This is a genomic window from Edaphovirga cremea, from assembly GCF_003332275.1.
GTDB lineage: Bacteria > Pseudomonadota > Gammaproteobacteria > Enterobacterales > Enterobacteriaceae > Edaphovirga > Edaphovirga cremea.
In genome coordinates, this window is record NZ_QOVA01000018.1 from 12,304 (window position 1) to 30,794 (window position 18,491).

Below are 18,491 nucleotides of genomic sequence, written 5' to 3' on the forward strand. Positions count from 1 at the left end.
GAGGATCGCTGTGGGCTCGTCAAACTGACGTTACAACGCCTGTAATCTTTACTTTACGCTTAACCCGCGGTCAGGATCGCAAAACGGTGATATTTATACTGAAACAGCATGTCGTGACGTTTAAAAGATTGTATTTGGCTTGAGGGATTTCTAAAGTGTCAGAAGACAAACGAGTTGGAGAGAAAAATGCTTAGGGTGGAAATGCTCAGTACCGGGGATGAAGTTTTGCATGGTCAGATTACAGATACCAATTCCGCCTGGTTAGCCAATTACCTTTTCGAGCAGGGTCTGCCGATGAGCAGCCGCGAGACCGTAGGGGATGATCTTGCTGCATTGATCGACGTTCTTACCGAGCGCAGCCATATTGCTGATGTCTTGATCGTGAACGGTGGATTGGGTCCAACCAGTGACGACCTGAGTGCATTGGCTGCGGCCAGGGCATGTGGTGTTGAGCTGGTTGAAAATCCTGAGTGGATTGCCCGCATGGAGGCATTTTTCGCTGAACGTAAACGCGTTATGTCGCCGACCAACCGCAAGCAGGCACATATCCCGGCCAATGCTGAAATGTTGGATAACCCGGTGGGCACGGCCTGCGGTTTCACGTTTAAATTGAACCGCTGCCAGATGTTTTTTACGCCGGGGGTTCCGTCCGAATTTAAAGTGATGGTTGAGCAGCAGATCGTGCCGCGTTTGCGCAGGCAATTCCCTGCGGTGGAAGCGCCGTTATGTTTGCGTTTAACCACATTTGGCCGTTCTGAGAGTGACTTGGCCAATGAGTTGGATGCTTTGCCTTTACCTGCTGGCGTCGTGATGGGGTACCGTTCTTCATCGCCGATTATTGAGCTTAAGCTGACCGGCCCCGCCACACAGCGTGCGGCGATGGAGCAGGCGTGGGAGCGGGTAAGGGAAGTCGCTGGTGAGAGCACCATTTTTGAAGGCGTAGGTGGATTACCGGCTCGTTTGGCCGAGCGTTTGCTAAGCCAGAATTTGCGTCTGGCGATCAGTGAGCGTTTCACTGCGGGATTGCTCTACTGGCAATTGCAAGCCGCGTCGGTTCCGCTGGCGGGTGGGGAGTTATTGCCTGATGAGTGTGAGGATAATCTGGAGAGCCTGTTGGCGCGTTCACATATGTTGGCAGAGCGCACGGGCACCCAGCTTGCTCTGGCGATAGGTCCGCAATGCGGCGAGCTGTTGAGTCTGGTTCTGCACACGCCAGCCGGTACGTTCGGGCAGACGATCCGTTACACGGCAAAACGCCACGGTGACCGCTTGCGGCAGGAAACTATCGCGATGGTGGCGATGGATATGTTAAGGCGGTATTTGAACGGCTGGCCGCCGGTTGGGGAGTATCCGTGGTTGGAGCGGGTTGAGACTATATAAGTTTTTTTTTGCGCGGCGGCGCAGGCGCTTTTTGGTGGTTGAGGGGGCAACGTGTCCCTTTTACACTCTAGAGTGGTCACTATTAGATGTTTTTGACGTTTAGGGTGGAATTCAGATTCAATATCAAAAAATAGCTTTGTTGGTTGATTGCTTTGGCTTGGGTTTTCTTTCTTTCAATGTGAAGATCGGCAATCAAGTAGGGGGCGAAAGCGCGCCCCCTGCACCCGCGCTTTCCGCAGCATAAATTGCCCACTGCGTGGGTACCTTCGGTTGTCATTCCGGCGGACGGGCCGGCTTTAGGCTACAGTCCCTGTAGCCGGACGCCTTTCGCCGCCGTCCTGGCGGCTCATCCCTGCCTCCATTCCGCCCTCAGCAATTCATGATGCTCGGGGGAAGGTCAAAAACAAAGACAAAAGACAAAAGACAAAAGACATAATCAAAAGAGAAAATGAAAACATCAAGATTTTCTCAATTCATTATCATTTTTTTATCTGTTGTTGTTTCCGTTGACCTTCACAGAGCGTCATGACTCGCTGAGCGAAGAACGCAGGCAGGGGCGAAGCGCCATGGATGGCGCGGAGAGGCGTCCGCCGCCAGGGACTGGTGGCTAAAGCCGACCCGTCCGCCGGAGAGATGAGCGAAGGTATCGGCGCAGCCGACGAGAAGTGTAGCGGAAAAGCCCGGGTTCAAAGGGTCGCGGCGACTGGCGACCCTTTGTCGGTTGAGGCTTCGAGGCTCAAGTAGAAAAATACATTTATATCAACCGAAACCTGCTCCAAGCCTGCTTTTAAACAATAGTTCACGCATGACCCAAACTAAAGCCGACCCGTCCGCCGGAATGACAACCGAGGGCACCCGCAACGCGGGCAATAAGTGCTGCGGAAAGCGCGGGTGCAGGGGACACGCTTTTGTCCCCTGCTTGATTGCCGATCTTCACACTGAAAGAAAGAAAACCCAAGCCAAAGCAATCAACCAACAAATCTATCTTTTGAAAGTCAGAAATATCAATCTAATATCAACTAAAACCTGTTCTGAACCAAGCAACCGCCAGCCTGTGGCTTAACGCGACCTAAGAAGGCGCCTGGCTCACGCCCATGAGCCCAATCTCAATATCCCCATCCGGACTACAACAGCATGGCAAAATCTCCCCATCCTGAATAAACGCCAACGGCTTCTGATGATAAACCACGCTGCCCTTCAGCAGTCGCATGCGGCAAGAACCGCAGTAACCCTCGCGGCACTGGTATTCAACAACAACATTATGGCTTTCCAGGACATCGAGCACGGAACGGGGGGATTCATTGCAGGAGAGCTGCGTACCGCACGTACGCAGCGTAATAATTGGGTAATCCATAATTACAGCTGGAAATCGCTCAGGTCATCAGCATTGACTTCAGAGTCAATCTGACCAACCAGATAAGAGCTGACTTCCACTTCCTGTGGCGCGACCTGAACATTGTCAGACACCAGCCAGGCGTTGATCCATGGAATCGGGTTGGAACGGGTTTTGAATGGCAGATCCAGCCCTACAGCCTGCATACGGATGTTGGTAATATATTCCACATACTGGCAGAGAATATCGCGGTTCAAACCAATCATTGAACCATCGCGGAACAGATAATCCGCCCACTCCTTCTCTTGCTGCGCAGCCAGCACAAAAAGATCGTAACTCTGCTGCTGGCACTCTTTGGCAATGTCAGCCATCTCAGGATCGTCTGCGCCGGAACGCATCAGATTAATGATGTGCTGGGTACCGGTCAGATGCAGTGCCTCATCGCGCGCAATCAGTTTGATAATCTTGGCGTTGCCTTCCATCAGTTCGCGCTCGGCGAACGCAAAAGAACAGGCAAAACTGACGTAAAAACGGATGGCTTCCAGCGCGTTGACACTCATCAGGCACAGATAGAGCTGCTTCTTCAATTCACGCAGGCTCACCGTCACGGTTTGACCATTTACCTGATGCTGACCTTCACCGAGCAGATGGTAATAGCCGGTCATGGCAATCAGATCGTCGTAGTAGCCCGAAATATCTTTCGCACGTTTCAGGATCTCTTCATTGGTCACGATATCATCAAACACCAACGCCGGATCGTTCACGATATTACGGATAATATGCGTGTAAGAGCGTGAGTGGATGGTCTCGGAAAATGACCAGGTTTCGATCCAGGTTTCCAGCTCTGGAATGGAGATCAACGGCAGCAGCGCCACGTTCGGGCTGCGGCCCTGAATGGAGTCCAGCAGTGTCTGATACTTCAGGTTGCTGAGGAAAATGTGTTTCTCGTGTTCCGGCAGCGCTTGGAAATCGATACGATCGCGGGAAACGTCAACTTCTTCTGGTCGCCAGAAAAACGATAGCTGCTTTTCGATCAGCTTCTCGAAAATTTCGTGTTTTTGCTGGTCGAACCGGGCAACGTTAACGCATTGACCGAAAAACATCGGTTCGAGCAGTTGGTCGTTTTTGTTCTGAGAAAATGTAGTGTAAGCCATTTACATACCCTGCAGGAGCGGCCAGACAGCCGCCCCAGATAAAAAGTGAGATCCATGGTGCCAGACTATTTCAACTGGCACCGGCGGATTAGATCTTACAGGCACCGCCTTCACAATCATCGTCAACCGATTCGGCAATCATATCTTCTTGTACATCATCGGCACCGTCACGGGTGTTTTGATAGTACAACGTCTTCACGCCGAATTTGTAGGCAGTCAGCAGATCTTTGAGCAATTGCTTCATCGGGACTTTCCCTGCCGGGAAGCGCGACGGATCGTAGTTGGTGTTGGACGAAATCGCCTGATCGATAAACTTCTGCATTATGCCGACCAGATACAGGTAACCGTCATTGTTCGGCATATCCCACAGCAGTTCATAGGCACCTTTCAGGCGCTCATATTCCGGCACTACCTGACGCAAAATGCCGTCTTTCGAGGCTTTCACGCTGATGTAGCCGCGTGGCGGTTCGATGCCGTTGGTAGCATTGGAAATCTGCGAGGACGTTTCAGACGGCATCAGCGCAGACAGCGTTGAGTTACGCAGCCCTGATGTCTTGATCTCCTGACGCAGCGCTTCCCAGTCGTAATGCAGCGGTTCATTGCAGATCGCGTCCAGGTCTTTCTTGTAGGTATCGATCGGCAAAATACCCTGGGCATAGGTGGTTTCGTTGAACCACGGGCATGCGCCTTGCTCTTTCGCCAGTTCGTTGGAGGCTTTCAACAGATAGTACTGAATCGCCTCAAACGTTCTGTGCGTAAGATTGTTGGCGCTGCCATCGGAATAACGCACGCCGTTTTTCGCCAGATAGTAGGCGTAGTTGATGACACCGATACCGAGCGTGCGACGACCCATTGCGCCGCGTTGTGCCGCCGGGATTGGGTAGTCCTGATAATCGAGCAGTGCATCGAGCGCACGCACGGCAAGCGTAGCCAGCTCTTCCAAATCATCCAGGCTATCGATGGCACCCAGGTTGAAGGCGGACAGCGTACACAGCGCAATTTCGCCATTCTCGTCGTTCACATCCAGCAGTGGTTTGGTCGGCAGTGCGATTTCCAGACACAGGTTGGACTGACGAACCGGCGCAATGGCAGGATCGAACGGACTGTGCGTATTGCAGTGGTCAACGTTCTGAATGTAGATACGGCCAGTGGACGCACGTTCCTGCATCATCAACGAGAACAGCTCAACCGCTTTCACGCGCTGCTGGCGGATGCTGCTGTCTTTTTCATACTGGGTATACAGGCGTTCAAACTCTTCCTGATCGGCGAAGAACGCATCATACAATCCAGGCACGTCAGACGGGCTGAACAGCGTGATGTCTTCGTTTTTCACCAGACGCTGATACATCAATTTGTTGAGCTGCACCCCGTAATCCATATGGCGCACGCGGTTGCCTTCAACACCACGGTTGTTCTTCAGGACCAACAGGCTTTCAACTTCCAGATGCCACATCGGATAGAACAGCGTTGCAGCACCGCCACGCACACCGCCCTGGGAGCAGGATTTCACTGCGGTCTGGAAGTGTTTGTAGAACGGGATACAACCAGTGTGGAAAGCTTCGCCGCCACGGATTGGGCTACCCAGCGCGCGGATGCGCCCGGCGTTGATACCGATACCCGCACGTTGTGAAACATATTTCACAATGGCGCTGGACGTCGCGTTGATGGAGTCCAGACTGTCGCCGCACTCGATCAGCACGCAGGAGCTGAACTGACGCGTCGGTGTACGAACGCCTGACATGATCGGCGTTGGCAGTGAAATCTTGAAGGTCGATACCGCATCATAAAAGCGCTTGATGTAATCAAGGCGCGTATCACGCGGGTAGGCAGAAAACAGGCACGCGGCAACCAGCATATAAAGGAACTGTGCGCTTTCGTAAATCTCACCGGTGACCCGATTCTGCACCAGATATTTGCCTTCCAACTGCTTGACTGCGGCGTAGGAAAAATTCATGTCACGGCTATGATCGATAAAAGTGTCCATCTGCTCGAACTCTTCGGACGTGTAGTCTTCCAGCAGATGTTTATCGTATTTGCCCATTGCAACCATACGGCTGACATGCGCCAACAGGGCTGGCGGTTCGAACTGGCTGTAGGCTTTTTTACGCAGATGGAAAATGGCCAGACGCGCAGCGAGATACTGATAGTCCGGCGCGTCGCGGGAGATCAAATCCGCCGCGGCTTTGATAATGGTTTCATGGATATCGGCAGTCTTGATGCCATCATAAAACTGAATATGGGAACGTAATTCTACTTGGGAAACTGAGACGTTATGTAACCCTTCTGCGGCCCAGTCGATAACCCGGTGGATTTTATCAAGATTGATACGCTCTTTGCGGCCATCACGTTTAGTAACAAGCAGACTTTGGTTCATGGGACGTTTTACCTTAAAGGTTTAGAAACCGATCAACACCAGGCTGCGTCCGATGAGCTGGAGCGTCAACGAATTATAGTGCGTTGGTCAGGATCTAAACACAATATATTGTGGGTGTGTGATATTTCGATAACAAGATAGTGGCTTGAAGCGTCATTTGCAAGTGAACAAAAAGGGGGTGATTTGTGGATAAGTTGGGGGTGAAATCCTGGAGCAAGGGCGCAGCTCCCATCGTTGCTGGGGTGGCGGGCCTGTCAATAAGTTCTGTACCAAATTGGTATATTTTTTCAAAAGTTGATCAACTGCCGGTTTATTAAACGTTAGAAAAAAACGCTATATTGATTCAGTTAACTATTCTAAAAAGCACTTTTAGACGTTTGGCGCGGCCAACTGCCTATTTATTCAGGATAATTCGAAAATTGACTTTTTCACCGCGTGAAACTGACTCCCCGAACCGGTTCGGGGAGCTGAAATGCGTCCATAATGACTAGTCGGCAAACTGGGTATGCACCATGTAATTCACATCAACGTTCGGCCCGAGTTTGAATTGATTGGTCAGCGGGTTGTAATGCAACCCAATGATATGGCGTTCTACCAGCGGCGTGTGATCCACCCAGTGGAGCAACTCGGAAGGCTTGATGAATTTCTTCCGGTCATGGGTCCCTTTGGGCACCATATTGAGAATATATTCTGCACCAATCACTGCCATCAGCCAGGATTTGTTATTGCGATTGATGGTTGAGAAAAAGACGTGACCGCCGGGTTTGACCAGACGTGCGCAGGCGATGACCACCGAGGATGGATCCGGTACGTGTTCCAGCATCTCCATACAGGTTACGACGTCATACTGATGCGCATGGGTTTCAGCATGCCCTTCAACCGTTTCCTGAATGTAATGGACCTTCACGCCGCTCTCAAGTGCGTGCAGACGCGCAACCTGCAACGGCTCGGTGCCCATGTCGAGACCCGTTACCTCTGCACCTTCACGCGCCATGCTTTCAGCCAGAATTCCACCGCCGCAGCCAACGTCCAGTACTTTCTTGCCAAAAATTCCATCCCCGCGCTCAAGAATATAATTCAGACGCAAGGGGTTGATGCGGTGCAGGGGCTTGAATTCCCCTTCCAGATCCCACCAACGGGAGGCCACGGCTTCAAACTTGGCGATTTCCTGCTGGTCGACGTTTTGTGCTGCCTTTGGTTCTGCCTTCATGAGCGTTTACGACTCCTTCATCACGATATGCAAGATTATACATATTCCGACAGATTTGGCGCAGTTTTGTGAACTATGGGGAATATCCCGGCGAGAAGTCGGCAAGGTAGGACGGAACGGGCAAAAAATGACCATAAGCCGCTGCGAATAATGCAGTTGATTCCCACGAATGTGCCGTTTGTGGTATAGTTTTGCACCTTTGCCTAACCAGGCAGCGGGCAGATGAATAATCAGTAGAGGGATAGCAGCTCCATGAGCGACCTTGCCAGAGAAATCACACCGGTCAACATCGAAGAAGAGTTGAAAAACTCGTACCTGGATTACGCAATGTCCGTTATCGTCGGACGTGCGCTTCCTGATGTACGCGATGGACTGAAACCGGTGCACCGACGCGTACTTTTCGCAATGAATGTTCTGGGTAACGACTGGAATAAAGCCTACAAGAAATCGGCCCGTGTGGTCGGTGACGTAATCGGTAAATACCACCCGCACGGCGACACTGCGGTATACGACACCATTGTACGCATGGCGCAGCCTTTTTCCCTGCGTTATATGCTGGTGGATGGTCAGGGTAACTTCGGTTCGATTGACGGCGACTCCGCAGCAGCAATGCGTTATACCGAAGTGCGTATGTCGAAAATCGCGCACGAACTGCTGGCGGATCTTGAGAAAGAGACCGTGGATTTTGTGCCTAACTACGATGGCACAGAACAGATTCCGGCAGTAATGCCAACGAGAATACCGAACCTGCTGGTTAACGGTTCATCCGGTATTGCCGTCGGTATGGCGACCAACATTCCTCCGCACAACCTTTCCGAAGTGATCAACGGATGTCTGGCTTACATTGATGACGAAAACATCAGTGTTGAAGGGCTGATGGAGCACATTCCGGGGCCGGACTTCCCGACGGCGGCGATCATCAATGGTCGTCGTGGAATCGAGGAAGCCTACCGTACCGGGCGCGGCAAGATCTACATCCGCGCACGCGCAGAAGTCGAGACCGATGCCAAGACCGGGCGCGAAACCATTCTTGTTCACGAGATCCCGTATCAGGTGAACAAGGCGCGGCTGATCGAGAAGATCGCCGAGCTGGTGAAAGAGAAACGCGTTGAAGGTATCAGCGCGCTGCGTGATGAGTCCGATAAAGACGGCATGCGCATTGTAATCGAGATCAAACGTGATGCCGTGGGCGAAGTGGTTCTCAACAACCTCTATTCCCTGACCCAGTTGCAGACGTCGTTTGGTATCAATATGGTTGCCCTGCATCAGGGACAACCCAAGATCCTCAACCTGAAAGACATTTTGTCTGCATTTGTGCGCCACCGCCGTGAAGTGGTCACCCGCAGAACCATTTTCGAACTGCGTAAAGCGCGCGATCGTGCCCATATCCTTGAGGCACTGGCCATTGCGCTGGCAAATATCGATCCGATCATTGAACTGATCCGCCGTGCGTCTACGCCTGCCGAAGCGAAAGCCGGGCTGGTTGAGCAATCGTGGGAACTGGGCAACGTGTCTGCCATGCTCGAACGCGCCGGTGATGATGCTGCCCGTCCTGAGTGGCTGGAAGCACAGTTCGGTATCCATGAAGGCCGCTATCACCTGACCGAGCAGCAGGCACAAGCCATTCTGGATCTGCGTTTGCAGAAACTGACTGGCCTTGAGCACGAAAAACTGCTGGATGAGTACAAAGAACTGCTGACGCAGATCGCCGAGTTGCTGTTCATTTTGCAGAACCCGGATCGTCTGATGGAAGTTATCCGTGAAGAGCTGAATGCCATCAAGGATCAGTATAACGATGCACGTCGCACCGAAATCACGGCCAACACCTCTGACATCAATATCGAAGATCTGATCAGCCGTGAAGACGTTGTGGTTACGCTGTCGCATCAGGGCTACGTGAAATACCAGCCGCTGACCGACTATGAAGCCCAGCGTCGTGGTGGCAAAGGCAAATCTGCTGCGCGTATCAAAGAAGAGGACTTCATTGATCGCCTCCTGGTCGCCAACACCCATGACACTATTCTGTGCTTCTCCAACCGTGGCCGTCTGTACTGGATGAAGGTGTATCAACTGCCAGAAGCCAGCCGTGGCGCGCGCGGGCGTCCGATCGTCAACCTGCTGCCATTGGAAGCGAACGAGCGTATTACGGCGATCCTGCCGGTTCGTGAATACGAAGACGGTCTGAACGTCTTTATGGCGACCGCCAGCGGTACCGTGAAGAAAACCGCCCTGACCGATTTCAGCCGTCCACGCAGCGCCGGTATCATTGCGGTGAATCTGAACGACGGTGATGAACTGATCGGCGTCGATCTGACCGATGGCACCAACGAAGTCATGCTTTTCTCTGCCGCGGGTAAAGTGGTGCGTTTCCTGGAAGAAGAAGAGGAAACCCTGGCAGACGGTACTGTCAGAGTGAAAGGTGTGCGTCGTATGGGCCGTACCGCTGCGGGCGTTCGTGGTATCAAGCTGGGCGCGGGCGATCGGGTGGTTTCCCTGATCATTCCTCGTGGTGAAGGCGAAATCCTGACCGTGACGCAAAACGGTTTTGGCAAACGTACCGCCGTCGACGAATACCCGACCAAATCCCGTGCTACCCAAGGCGTAATCTCCATTAAAGTGAGTGAGCGTAATGGGCCGGTCGTGGGTGCAGTTCAGGTAGAGGCCACCGACCAGATCATGATGATCACTGATGCCGGTACGCTGGTTCGTACCCGCGTGTCTGAAGTGAGCGTGGTTGGCCGTAATACCCAGGGTGTTACGCTGATCCGTACCGCGGAAGATGAACATGTGGTTGGTCTGCAACGTGTCGCAGAACCGGTAGAAGATGAAGAGCTGGACAGCGTGGAAGCGGTTGAAGGCGAAATCATTGAAGAAGGTGATGTTGACGCGATTGATGAAGCGGATGACGAAATCCCGTCTGACGATGAGTAATCGATTCTGTTAGATGTGTATATACCCTGAATAATGCGAGTTGCAGATATGACGGGTATGGAAGCCAGCCAATCAGGCTGGCTTTTTTTATGCGGTGTCGGTAGTGTATCCGCATCGCTCCATCGCTGGTTCTATCCTGACTCTCTAATGGTATTCCATTGAAATATCTGGCCTCATTTCGCACAACGTTGAAAATCTCCCGTTACTTATTCCGGGTATTGGCCCTAATGCTATGGTCATTGGGCGCGTTGCTGACCACCTTTTATATTCTTAATATCTTTCACGAAAAAGAGTCGGATATTCGTCAGGAATATAATCTCAATTTTGATCAGGCGCAGGGCTACTTCAGACATTCGACGGAAATAATTCGTGATATCAAATACATTGCCGAGAACCGCCTGAATGGTGCGGTCAACGGGCTGGATATCCTCAACGGTGTTTTCACCAGCAAAAACAAGCAACCCGAATTTTTCCCGCTCTACACAGAATCTGACTGTTCCCAGTTGAACGACAATTATCGCAGCTCCCTCGAATCGCTGAGTAATACCATTCACTACTGGAAAGACAATTTTTCCGCGGCGTATGATCTGAACCGGGTCTTTTTTATCAGTGGTGAAAGCCTGTGCATGGCTGATTTCGGCGTTGGCAATGCGCCGATGGATCGCGGCAACGTATTGAAATCACTGCATGAGCGCATCCTTCAATTCCGTAACTCCAAAACCCCGGACAAAGACAGCAAACTGTTTTGGATCAGTCCTGGGCCACGTCCCGACGTAGGTTATCTGTACGTGCTGGCTCCGTTGTATGTTGGCAACAAGCTTGAAGCACTGATCGGTATTGAGCAGACGCTACGTCTGGAAGACTTTGTTACGCCGAGTGCGTTGCCTATCGGGGTGACGCTGCTTGACCATAATAACGAACCTTTACTGCGGTTCAGTGAAGGTGAGCGTTATATGTCACTGCTCGGGCGCTACCCCGAGGACAATGCATTTTTTGGTTACGTAAACAACTATAACGATCTGATTCTGAAAAAGAATCTGACGCCTTCTTCGCTGAGTATTGTCTATTCGTTGCCGGTAAAAACGCTGGTTGAAGGCTTCAGGATATTGATTCTGAATGCCATTCTGCTCAATATTTTCTCTGGGGTGGTGCTGTTTACCCTGGCCTGGCTGTTTGAGCGGAAAATGTTCCTGCCCGCCGAAGAGAACGCTTTCAGGCTTGAGGAGAATGAACAATTCAACCACAAAATCGTCGCCTCTGCGCCAGTGGGGATTTCGATTCTGCGCATCAGCGATGGGGTTAATCTGCTCAGTAATGAGCTGGCGCATAACTACATCAGCATGCTGACGCACGAAGATCGCCAGCGCATCACGCGGATTATCTGCGATCAGCAGGTGAATTTTGTAGATGTTATTACCAGTAATAACAACAATATACAGCTCAGTTTTGTACATTCACGTTACCGCAATGAAGACGTGGCGATTTGCGTGCTGGTGGATGTCAGTGCGCGGGTGAAGATGGAGGAGTCGTTGCAGGAGATGGCGACGGCAGCCGAGCAGGCCAGCCAATCAAAATCCATGTTTCTGGCGACGGTCAGCCATGAACTCCGCACTCCGCTGTATGGCATCATCGGTAACCTCGATTTATTGCAGACGATTGGTTTACCGCAGGGCGTCGATCGGTTGGTGAATGCGATGAATAATTCGTCCAGCCTGTTGCTCAAAATCATCAGCGATATTCTCGACTTCTCGAAAATTGAATCCGAGCAATTAAAAATAGAGCCGCGTGAATTTTCCTGCCGTGAAGTCATTAACCACATTACGGGCAACTATCTACCGCTGGTGGTGAAGAAACGCATCGGCCTTTACTGCTTTATCGAGCATGATGTTCCCGAGTTCATTTCAGGCGATCCGGTGCGCTTACAGCAGGTCCTGTCGAACCTGTTGAATAACGCCATAAAATTCACCGATACCGGATGTATCGTGCTGCACGCCAGAACCTGTAATGACTATCTGGAGTTTCGCGTGCGCGATACCGGCGTTGGTATTCCGGCGCGTGAAATTTCGCGTCTCTTTGATCCTTTCTTTCAGGTTGGGAGTGGGGTGCAGCGGCATTTTCAGGGTACCGGGTTGGGGCTGGCGATTTGCGAAAAGCTGATCAATTTGATGGACGGCGATATCGCTGTGGAATCAGAACCCGGTCTTGGCAGTCTGTTTACCGTACGCATTCCGTTGTATGAGGCGAAGTATGCCGAAAAACCTTCTGCGACGTTGTGGCAGGGCAAACGTCTGCTGCTTGAAATTCATAACAGCCAGCTTGAAAATTATCTCAGTGAGTTACTGACTGCGCGAGGTGCGACCGTTGAGCGTTACTATCCTGAACAGGAAACTTACAGCGGGGATGTGCTGATATCGGACTTTCCGGTGATCCACAACGATACGCTGTGCGCACAAATCCATTTTTCCATCGATCACATTGGCCCGGCTATTGAAACCTCCCCGGGTTATTGGGTGCACAGTACATCGACGCCGCTCGATATTATTATTTTGCTCAACAGGATCTATCTGCTGGAAGACAGCAGCAGTTTGACCATGCTGCAATTGCCGGTTCTTAACCGGAAAACCCAGCGTGAGAATAGTGAGATAACCTTGCTGGTCGTGGACGATCATCCTATTAACCGTCGTTTACTGGCCGACCAACTGGGCTCGTTGGGCTACCAGATTATCACTGCGCATGATGGCCTTGATGCATTGGATGCATTTAATAATAATCAGATTGATATTGTGCTGACCGATGTGAATATGCCGAGAATGGATGGCTACCTGTTGACCCAGCGACTGCGGCAGATGGGATGTGTCTTGCCAGTGATTGGGGTAACGGCGAATGCGTTGGCGGAAGAAAAGCAGCGCTGTATCGAAGCGGGCATGGACAATTGTCTGTCGAAACCGGTAACACTGGATACGCTCAGAACAACGCTGACCTATTACAGTGAGCGGGTTCGTGAAACGCGGGATACTGAATAACCTGTCTGTAAATCAAAAACTGTCTTGTAAATCAAAAAGAAAGAGGGTGCGGTATCTGCCGCACCCTCTTGATAGGCGTCACACTTACGTAACCCGTCGCTTAATCTTTATCTATTGGCGTCATACTGACCGACGAAAGGTAGTTAAGCAGAGCAATGTCGTTATCAACACCCAGCTTCATCATTGCTGATTTTTTCTGGCTGCTGATGGTTTTTATACTGCGGTTCAATTTCTTGGCAATTTCGGTAACCAGGAAACCTTCGGCGAACAGGCGCAGAACCTCACTCTCTTTTGGCGACAGGCGTTTGTCCCCGTAACCATTGGCGCTGATCTTTTCCAGCAAACGCGCTACGCTATCAGGCGTGAATTTTTTGCCTTTCTGTAGAGCGGCCAGCGCTTTTGGCAGATCGGTAGGTGCACCCTGTTTCAGCACGATACCTTCAATATCGAGATCCAATACAGAGCTCAAAATCGCCGGGTTATTGTTCATGGTAAGAACAATGATCGAGAGTTGTGGGTAATGACGTTTGATATATTTGATCAACGTAATGCCATCGCCATATTTTTCACCGGGCATGGAAAGATCGGTGATCAATACATTGGCGTCGAGTTTGGCCAGATTGTTAATCAGGGCGGTAGAATCTTCAAACTCACCCACGACATTCACCCACTCGATCTGCTCAAGTGACTTTCGGATGCCAAACAGAACAATAGGATGGTCATCGGCAATAATTACATTTAAGTTATTCATTTTCTTGGCTACCTTGCTGCAGCAGTCTGGTGATAAAGTGATCAATCTGACGTATGTCATTTTCGATCATCAGCATATCCGTTGCGATAATATGCTGTTCTAAGGTTTCACAAAAAAGTTTGCCAGGTGTCAGATTCAGCATGGCGAACACCCCTTTGAGGCGATGCGCAGTCTGAGAAAGTGACTTAAAATCCTGTTGTTGGCTTTCATTATACAGTTTCTCCAGATCTTCCGGTACTGTCTCGACAAACAGTGCGAAGTAATCGCTCCCCGCCAACTGTTTTTTGTAGAGATCGATATCATCGATGCGGAGTCCTTCAGAAGATGAACCGTCAACCGTTGCAGCTATTTGCTGCTCGATCAACAGCAATATAGCGTCAATTACCGCACTACCAATATTGTAATTGACGCGGATGTAATGCTTCTCCAGTTGCTGAAACCCTGGCTCATCACTGGCCAGCAGCAGGGTATAACGATCGCAGTTCTGTGGATTATCCGTCAGCATCACGTCATAATCGCGATTAACTTGCCGCTCATCGCCAGTAATGCATATCGCGCCGTAAGCATTAAGCAAACGGGTGACAATCGACTGAACCTCATCAGATGTAATATCCAGCAGGACTGTCACGTCATCCAGCAGTTTTTCGCTTTCCTGTGACTCTTTTGGCAGTAATTCTACAGGCAACTTCACGGTATAGCGTGTACCTATATCGACTTTGCTGCGGATCTCCAATTGACCGTTCAATTTCTTACACAGTTGATTACATAAGAAAAATGTCAGGCCAGATCCATGGCTAAAACGGTCAACCAATGTCTGGTTCAGGAAAGGATAATTGAGGTTGCTGATCTCTTCTTTTGAAATACCGCTGCCGGTATCATTAATATGAATAAGCAATTGCTCCGGATTCTGGGAATCATTCTCCACAATCAGAGAAATTTTACCAAATGACGTAGTGACAATAGCGTAATCCAGCAGCAGTGACAGCACTTTCTTCAGCGCCTGCGCGTCCCCAACATAATGCTGTTCAAGATCAATTTGATAGTGGTTGAACAGCGACAAACCTTTACGATTGATTGCGGGTAGCGCCTCCAACAACAACTCATCGATCAGGGTATGCAAAACAAACGGCTGATGTTCTGGCTGCCAATCCTGGGTTTCAATTCGCGTCAACAGCGTGATGCTGTCAATCAGCGTCAAGGCTGACTGGGATTCGACCACTAAACTTTCGATCAAACGGCTTTGCTCGTGGGGATCGCTGGTTTGCTGGATCTTTTGTGCCAGCGAATTCAGGGTGTTGAGCGGCTGATTCAATTCAATGCCCAGATTATGCAGCATCAATTTCCGCGCCTGTAAATTCTTGTCGAATTCACGGCGTGCCTGCTGCAACTTTTTGTTCACCATCACTTCCTTGTCCTGATCGTGCAGCATGAACAAATGGGTGTCGGGGCTGAATTTACTGCGGAACATACGAATTTCGTACACTTCGTTATTCACCGTCGCCTGAATCACCCCCTGATGCTGTTCAGCCATATGGGCAATTTTTTGCAGGCTAAGGTGGGGGAGAAGGTGATCGGCTATTTTATTGCTGGCGATGACCGAATTGGTGGCGAAGTTATATACCAATAATCCGACGGGCATATTGGTAATGATCTCCTGGTTCAGCGCATGTTCCGCTTCCAGTTTTGCCGCCATGTTTTCGCTGGGGCGAATAAATTGATGACGCAAAAAATAGATACCCGCCATCGCCATGACCAGCAAGGCTAAATTGATCAGCACCAGCCAGAAGTTATTGCGTACCAGATCCAGCGTCAGGCTCAATAACGGCACCTGATAGACTATCCGCAACGGCGAGTTATCCAGTGGCGCAGAAAACTGCAACTGCCAGCCGATACGACTGACGAGGGTTTCGTTGCTGTCACCGTCTATCAAATCACCTTCATTGATAGGGGTGGAATCTTCCACCAGAGAGAAGTTGGCCCGCGCCATGTTCACCGGAATGAGATCGTTAACCGGTAGATCGAACGCGATAACGGTAGCCAGGTGACCGGGATTATTAAAAGTGGTGCGAAGCGAGAAATAGTAGTCGTTGGCAAAACGAGACTTTCTCAACTCAGAGAATGTTTCGCGCTCATCAAGCGTATTGGCCTGCTGCAACATCTCGGCACGGCGCGATTCTGCCGACACCGTCAGGTAGCTCTCTTTGAAGCGCGAAGTCAGTTCTTGCAACGGTTGGGTGGTGATCAGTATCAGGCTATTGTCCTGACCATTCAGATAATACATGGAGAAATTCTGGTTTTTGGCCCCCCACTGCATATCGAGATAATTCGATATTTTCAGCGTCAAATCCAGCGTCGAACTGTCGTGGCTGCCGAAGATCACCGCATCGGTTTTTTTACGCGCTTTTTGTATGTAGTAGACATCCGGCCGCAGGCGAATTTCCTGCACGCCTCCCGCTTCTCCATCGGTCAATTGTGTGCCGGTGAAGTTGTCGTAAATCTGATACGTATTGAAGCGATAAGTGTCGATCCGCTGCTGAAAGCGGCTGGCAATATTGGTGACCGCGTACTTTTTATCACTCAGATAGGCATTGGTATAATTGTAGCCATACAGCCCGAGCGCCATGCTCAACAGCAAGATAAACAGCCAGAAAAATCGCGTGATACTGGATGACGTCAGCGATAAATATTTATTCATAACGTTAATCGATTATTCCTTCATTATCGCGTAACGGTGCGGGCACTGGCCGTCACCACTAACAGCAATGCCGCCACACAACCGAAAGCAATCGGCAGGGAACTGAGTTGGGCAATAAAACCGATCAGCGCCGGTCCGGCGAGAATACCTGCGTACCCAAGCGTGGTCACGGAAGCAATCGCCAGATTGGCGGGCATCGCGGTCTGGTTGCCTGCGGCACTGAAAACAATCGGAACCAGATTCGACGCGCCAATTCCGACCATCACAAATCCCAGAATGGCAACCATGGCATTATTAATGCTGATAGCCAACACAATACCGGCGCTGGCGCAGAGGCTTCCCAACAACAGCACGCGATAACGGCCCAGGGCATTGACTATGCGATCGCCGTTCAACCGGCCCAGCGTCATGGCAATGGAGAACGCCGCATAACCAATTCCGGCCTGTTCGGTAACGAAACCATGTGAGGAGATCAGAAACAGGGCGCTCCAGTCAAGCATAGAACCCTCGGCCAGAAACATCACGAAGCACAGGAACCCCAGGAATACGACCCAACCGCGCGGCAATACCAGCATCGGACCTTCCTGATGTTCGTTACGATCGCGCCATAAATGCCGACTGGCGAGCAGGGTCAGTAACACAATCAGGACGACGGTGGAAATGATAGCACTGAGCGCCGAGAATCCAGCCCACAATAGTGCGCTGACACCCAATGCCCCCGCGATGCTGCCCACGCTGAAAAAACCATGGAAACCCGACATCATCGCGCGGCCGCTGGCTTTTTCAACGCCAACCGCCTGAATGTTCATCGCCACGTCAAGCATACCAATCGAAGCGCCGAAGAACAGCAGAGCCAACGCCATACCGTAGGTACTGTCCATCAGAACCAGCAGGGGCAGATCCAGGCAGATAAACGCGGCAGCGACCAGTATCACCGTCCTGCACCCCAGTTTGCCTGTCAGGATGCCGGTTAGCGGCATTGCCAGCATCGATCCGGCACCAATGCACAGCAGCAGTAAACCCAGGGCACCATCATCGATCAACAAGCGCTGTTTAACGAACGGTACCAACGGCGCCCAGGCCGCCATACCCAGTCCGGCAATAAAAAAAACCAGGCGGGTTGCCATCTGCTGCGGTACGCCGGGTTGATCCTGTTCATTACACAATGTGGTGGTCATCTGCTCTGCATGTTTCCATATCTTGGGGAAGATAGATCGAAATGAGTTTCGTTTTATCATAATCCGTTAACCGGATCGAAAAGAATCATTAGGGTAAGCACTGCGCTCAGGATTTTGAGCATGATTCCGTTATGGCGTGGCGTTCCAGCCACATTGCAACATTTGGCCGGGATTGAGCCATCATGGTTTGTATCCTAGCAGAAAGCGACATCTCGGGTTATTCCCATTCATCTGATTTATAGATCTTCTTTTCGCCACCTTTTTGACCTCTGGCACATAGCGACAGAGCTTGCATAAAAGATAAATAGTGCTGAAGTTTTTTAACTTTAGATAATTTAACTATTCCTCGTGTTTTTCATTAACACTCTTAATTCATGCGGTCACTTGAGAATTAAGATCTTGAAAATAATAAAATTAACTACATCCCCATTATCATGATGTCTTTTTTTGGTTAGTTATTTT

General features: G+C 50.7%; 10 protein-coding genes. 3 read left to right on the plus strand and 7 right to left on the minus strand.

What is annotated here, in order from left to right; all coding sequences use genetic code 11:
- Window positions 1-186 precede the first annotated feature (186 nt).
- Window positions 187-1,380: a nicotinamide mononucleotide deamidase-related protein YfaY gene (locus tag DRI82_RS18430; protein WP_114195372.1), complete on the plus strand. Its 1,194-nt coding sequence runs from the start codon at window positions 187-189 to the stop codon at window positions 1,378-1,380.
- A gap of 1,069 nt (window positions 1,381-2,449) precedes the next feature.
- On the opposite strand, the gene yfaE is transcribed toward DRI82_RS18430, so the two are convergent.
- The 4 genes from yfaE to ubiG all read right to left on the minus strand — a co-directional run bounded on the left by yfaE (window position 2,450) and on the right by ubiG (window position 7,451).
- The gene (gene yfaE / locus DRI82_RS18435; protein WP_114195373.1) at window positions 2,450-2,734 is read right to left on the minus strand and encodes a class I ribonucleotide reductase maintenance protein YfaE; all 285 of its coding nucleotides are present in this window, start codon (window positions 2,732-2,734) and stop codon (window positions 2,450-2,452) included.
- 2 nt (window positions 2,735-2,736) lie between these two features.
- Window positions 2,737-3,867: a class Ia ribonucleoside-diphosphate reductase subunit beta gene (nrdB, locus tag DRI82_RS18440; protein ID WP_114195374.1), complete on the minus strand. Its 1,131-nt coding sequence runs from the start codon at window positions 3,865-3,867 to the stop codon at window positions 2,737-2,739.
- An 88-nt stretch (window positions 3,868-3,955) separates the two neighbouring features.
- Entirely contained in the window at window positions 3,956-6,241 is a 2,286-nt protein-coding gene (nrdA, locus tag DRI82_RS18445; RefSeq protein ID WP_114195375.1) for a class 1a ribonucleoside-diphosphate reductase subunit alpha, read from the minus strand.
- 487 nt (window positions 6,242-6,728) lie between these two features.
- The gene (gene ubiG, locus DRI82_RS18450) at window positions 6,729-7,451 is read right to left on the minus strand and encodes a bifunctional 2-polyprenyl-6-hydroxyphenol methylase/3-demethylubiquinol 3-O-methyltransferase UbiG (protein ID WP_114195376.1); all 723 of its coding nucleotides are present in this window, start codon (window positions 7,449-7,451) and stop codon (window positions 6,729-6,731) included.
- A gap of 252 nt (window positions 7,452-7,703) precedes the next feature.
- Here ubiG and gyrA point away from each other — a divergent pair, with 252 nt between their 5' ends.
- On the plus strand, window positions 7,704-10,382 hold the full coding sequence (gyrA, locus tag DRI82_RS18455; protein WP_114195377.1) for a DNA topoisomerase (ATP-hydrolyzing) subunit A: 2,679 nt from the start codon (window positions 7,704-7,706) through the stop codon (window positions 10,380-10,382).
- A gap of 158 nt (window positions 10,383-10,540) precedes the next feature.
- Window positions 10,541-13,405: a two-component system sensor histidine kinase RcsC gene (rcsC, locus tag DRI82_RS18460; protein WP_114195378.1), complete on the plus strand. Its 2,865-nt coding sequence runs from the start codon at window positions 10,541-10,543 to the stop codon at window positions 13,403-13,405.
- Between the two features lie 100 nt (window positions 13,406-13,505).
- Here the strand turns inward: rcsC and rcsB are convergent, their stop codons facing one another.
- The 3 genes from rcsB to DRI82_RS18475 are packed head-to-tail and all read right to left on the minus strand — an operon-like array spanning window position 13,506 to window position 18,029.
- Window positions 13,506-14,156: a response regulator transcription factor RcsB gene (gene rcsB, locus DRI82_RS18465; protein ID WP_114195379.1), complete on the minus strand. Its 651-nt coding sequence runs from the start codon at window positions 14,154-14,156 to the stop codon at window positions 13,506-13,508.
- Window positions 14,149-16,851, minus strand: coding sequence for a phosphotransferase RcsD (gene rcsD / locus DRI82_RS18470; protein WP_114195380.1), 2,703 nt, complete (start codon window positions 16,849-16,851; stop codon window positions 14,149-14,151). The genes rcsB and rcsD overlap by 8 nt, the downstream gene beginning before the upstream one ends.
- Before the next feature lie 23 nt (window positions 16,852-16,874).
- Window positions 16,875-18,029 (minus strand): MFS transporter, encoded by a 1,155-nt coding sequence (locus tag DRI82_RS18475; protein ID WP_114195381.1) that lies wholly within the window; start codon window positions 18,027-18,029, stop codon window positions 16,875-16,877.
- Window positions 18,030-18,491: the final 462 nt, after the last annotated feature.

Excerpts from the sequence above, each read along its gene's own strand:
- DRI82_RS18430 (WP_114195372.1), top strand. The coding sequence starts at position 187 with ATGCTTAGGGTGGAAATGCTCAGTACCGGGGATGAAGTTTTGCATGGT.
- yfaE (WP_114195373.1), bottom strand. The coding sequence starts at position 2,734 with ATGGATTACCCAATTATTACGCTGCGTACGTGCGGTACGCAGCTCTCC.
- nrdB (WP_114195374.1), bottom strand. The coding sequence starts at position 3,867 with ATGGCTTACACTACATTTTCTCAGAACAAAAACGACCAACTGCTCGAA.
- nrdA (WP_114195375.1), bottom strand. The coding sequence starts at position 6,241 with ATGAACCAAAGTCTGCTTGTTACTAAACGTGATGGCCGCAAAGAGCGT.
- ubiG (WP_114195376.1), bottom strand. The coding sequence starts at position 7,451 with ATGAAGGCAGAACCAAAGGCAGCACAAAACGTCGACCAGCAGGAAATC.
- gyrA (WP_114195377.1), top strand. The coding sequence starts at position 7,704 with ATGAGCGACCTTGCCAGAGAAATCACACCGGTCAACATCGAAGAAGAG.
- rcsB (WP_114195379.1), bottom strand. The coding sequence starts at position 14,156 with ATGAATAACTTAAATGTAATTATTGCCGATGACCATCCTATTGTTCTG.
- rcsD (WP_114195380.1), bottom strand. The coding sequence starts at position 16,851 with ATGAATAAATATTTATCGCTGACGTCATCCAGTATCACGCGATTTTTC.
- DRI82_RS18475 (WP_114195381.1), bottom strand. The coding sequence starts at position 18,029 with ATGACCACCACATTGTGTAATGAACAGGATCAACCCGGCGTACCGCAG.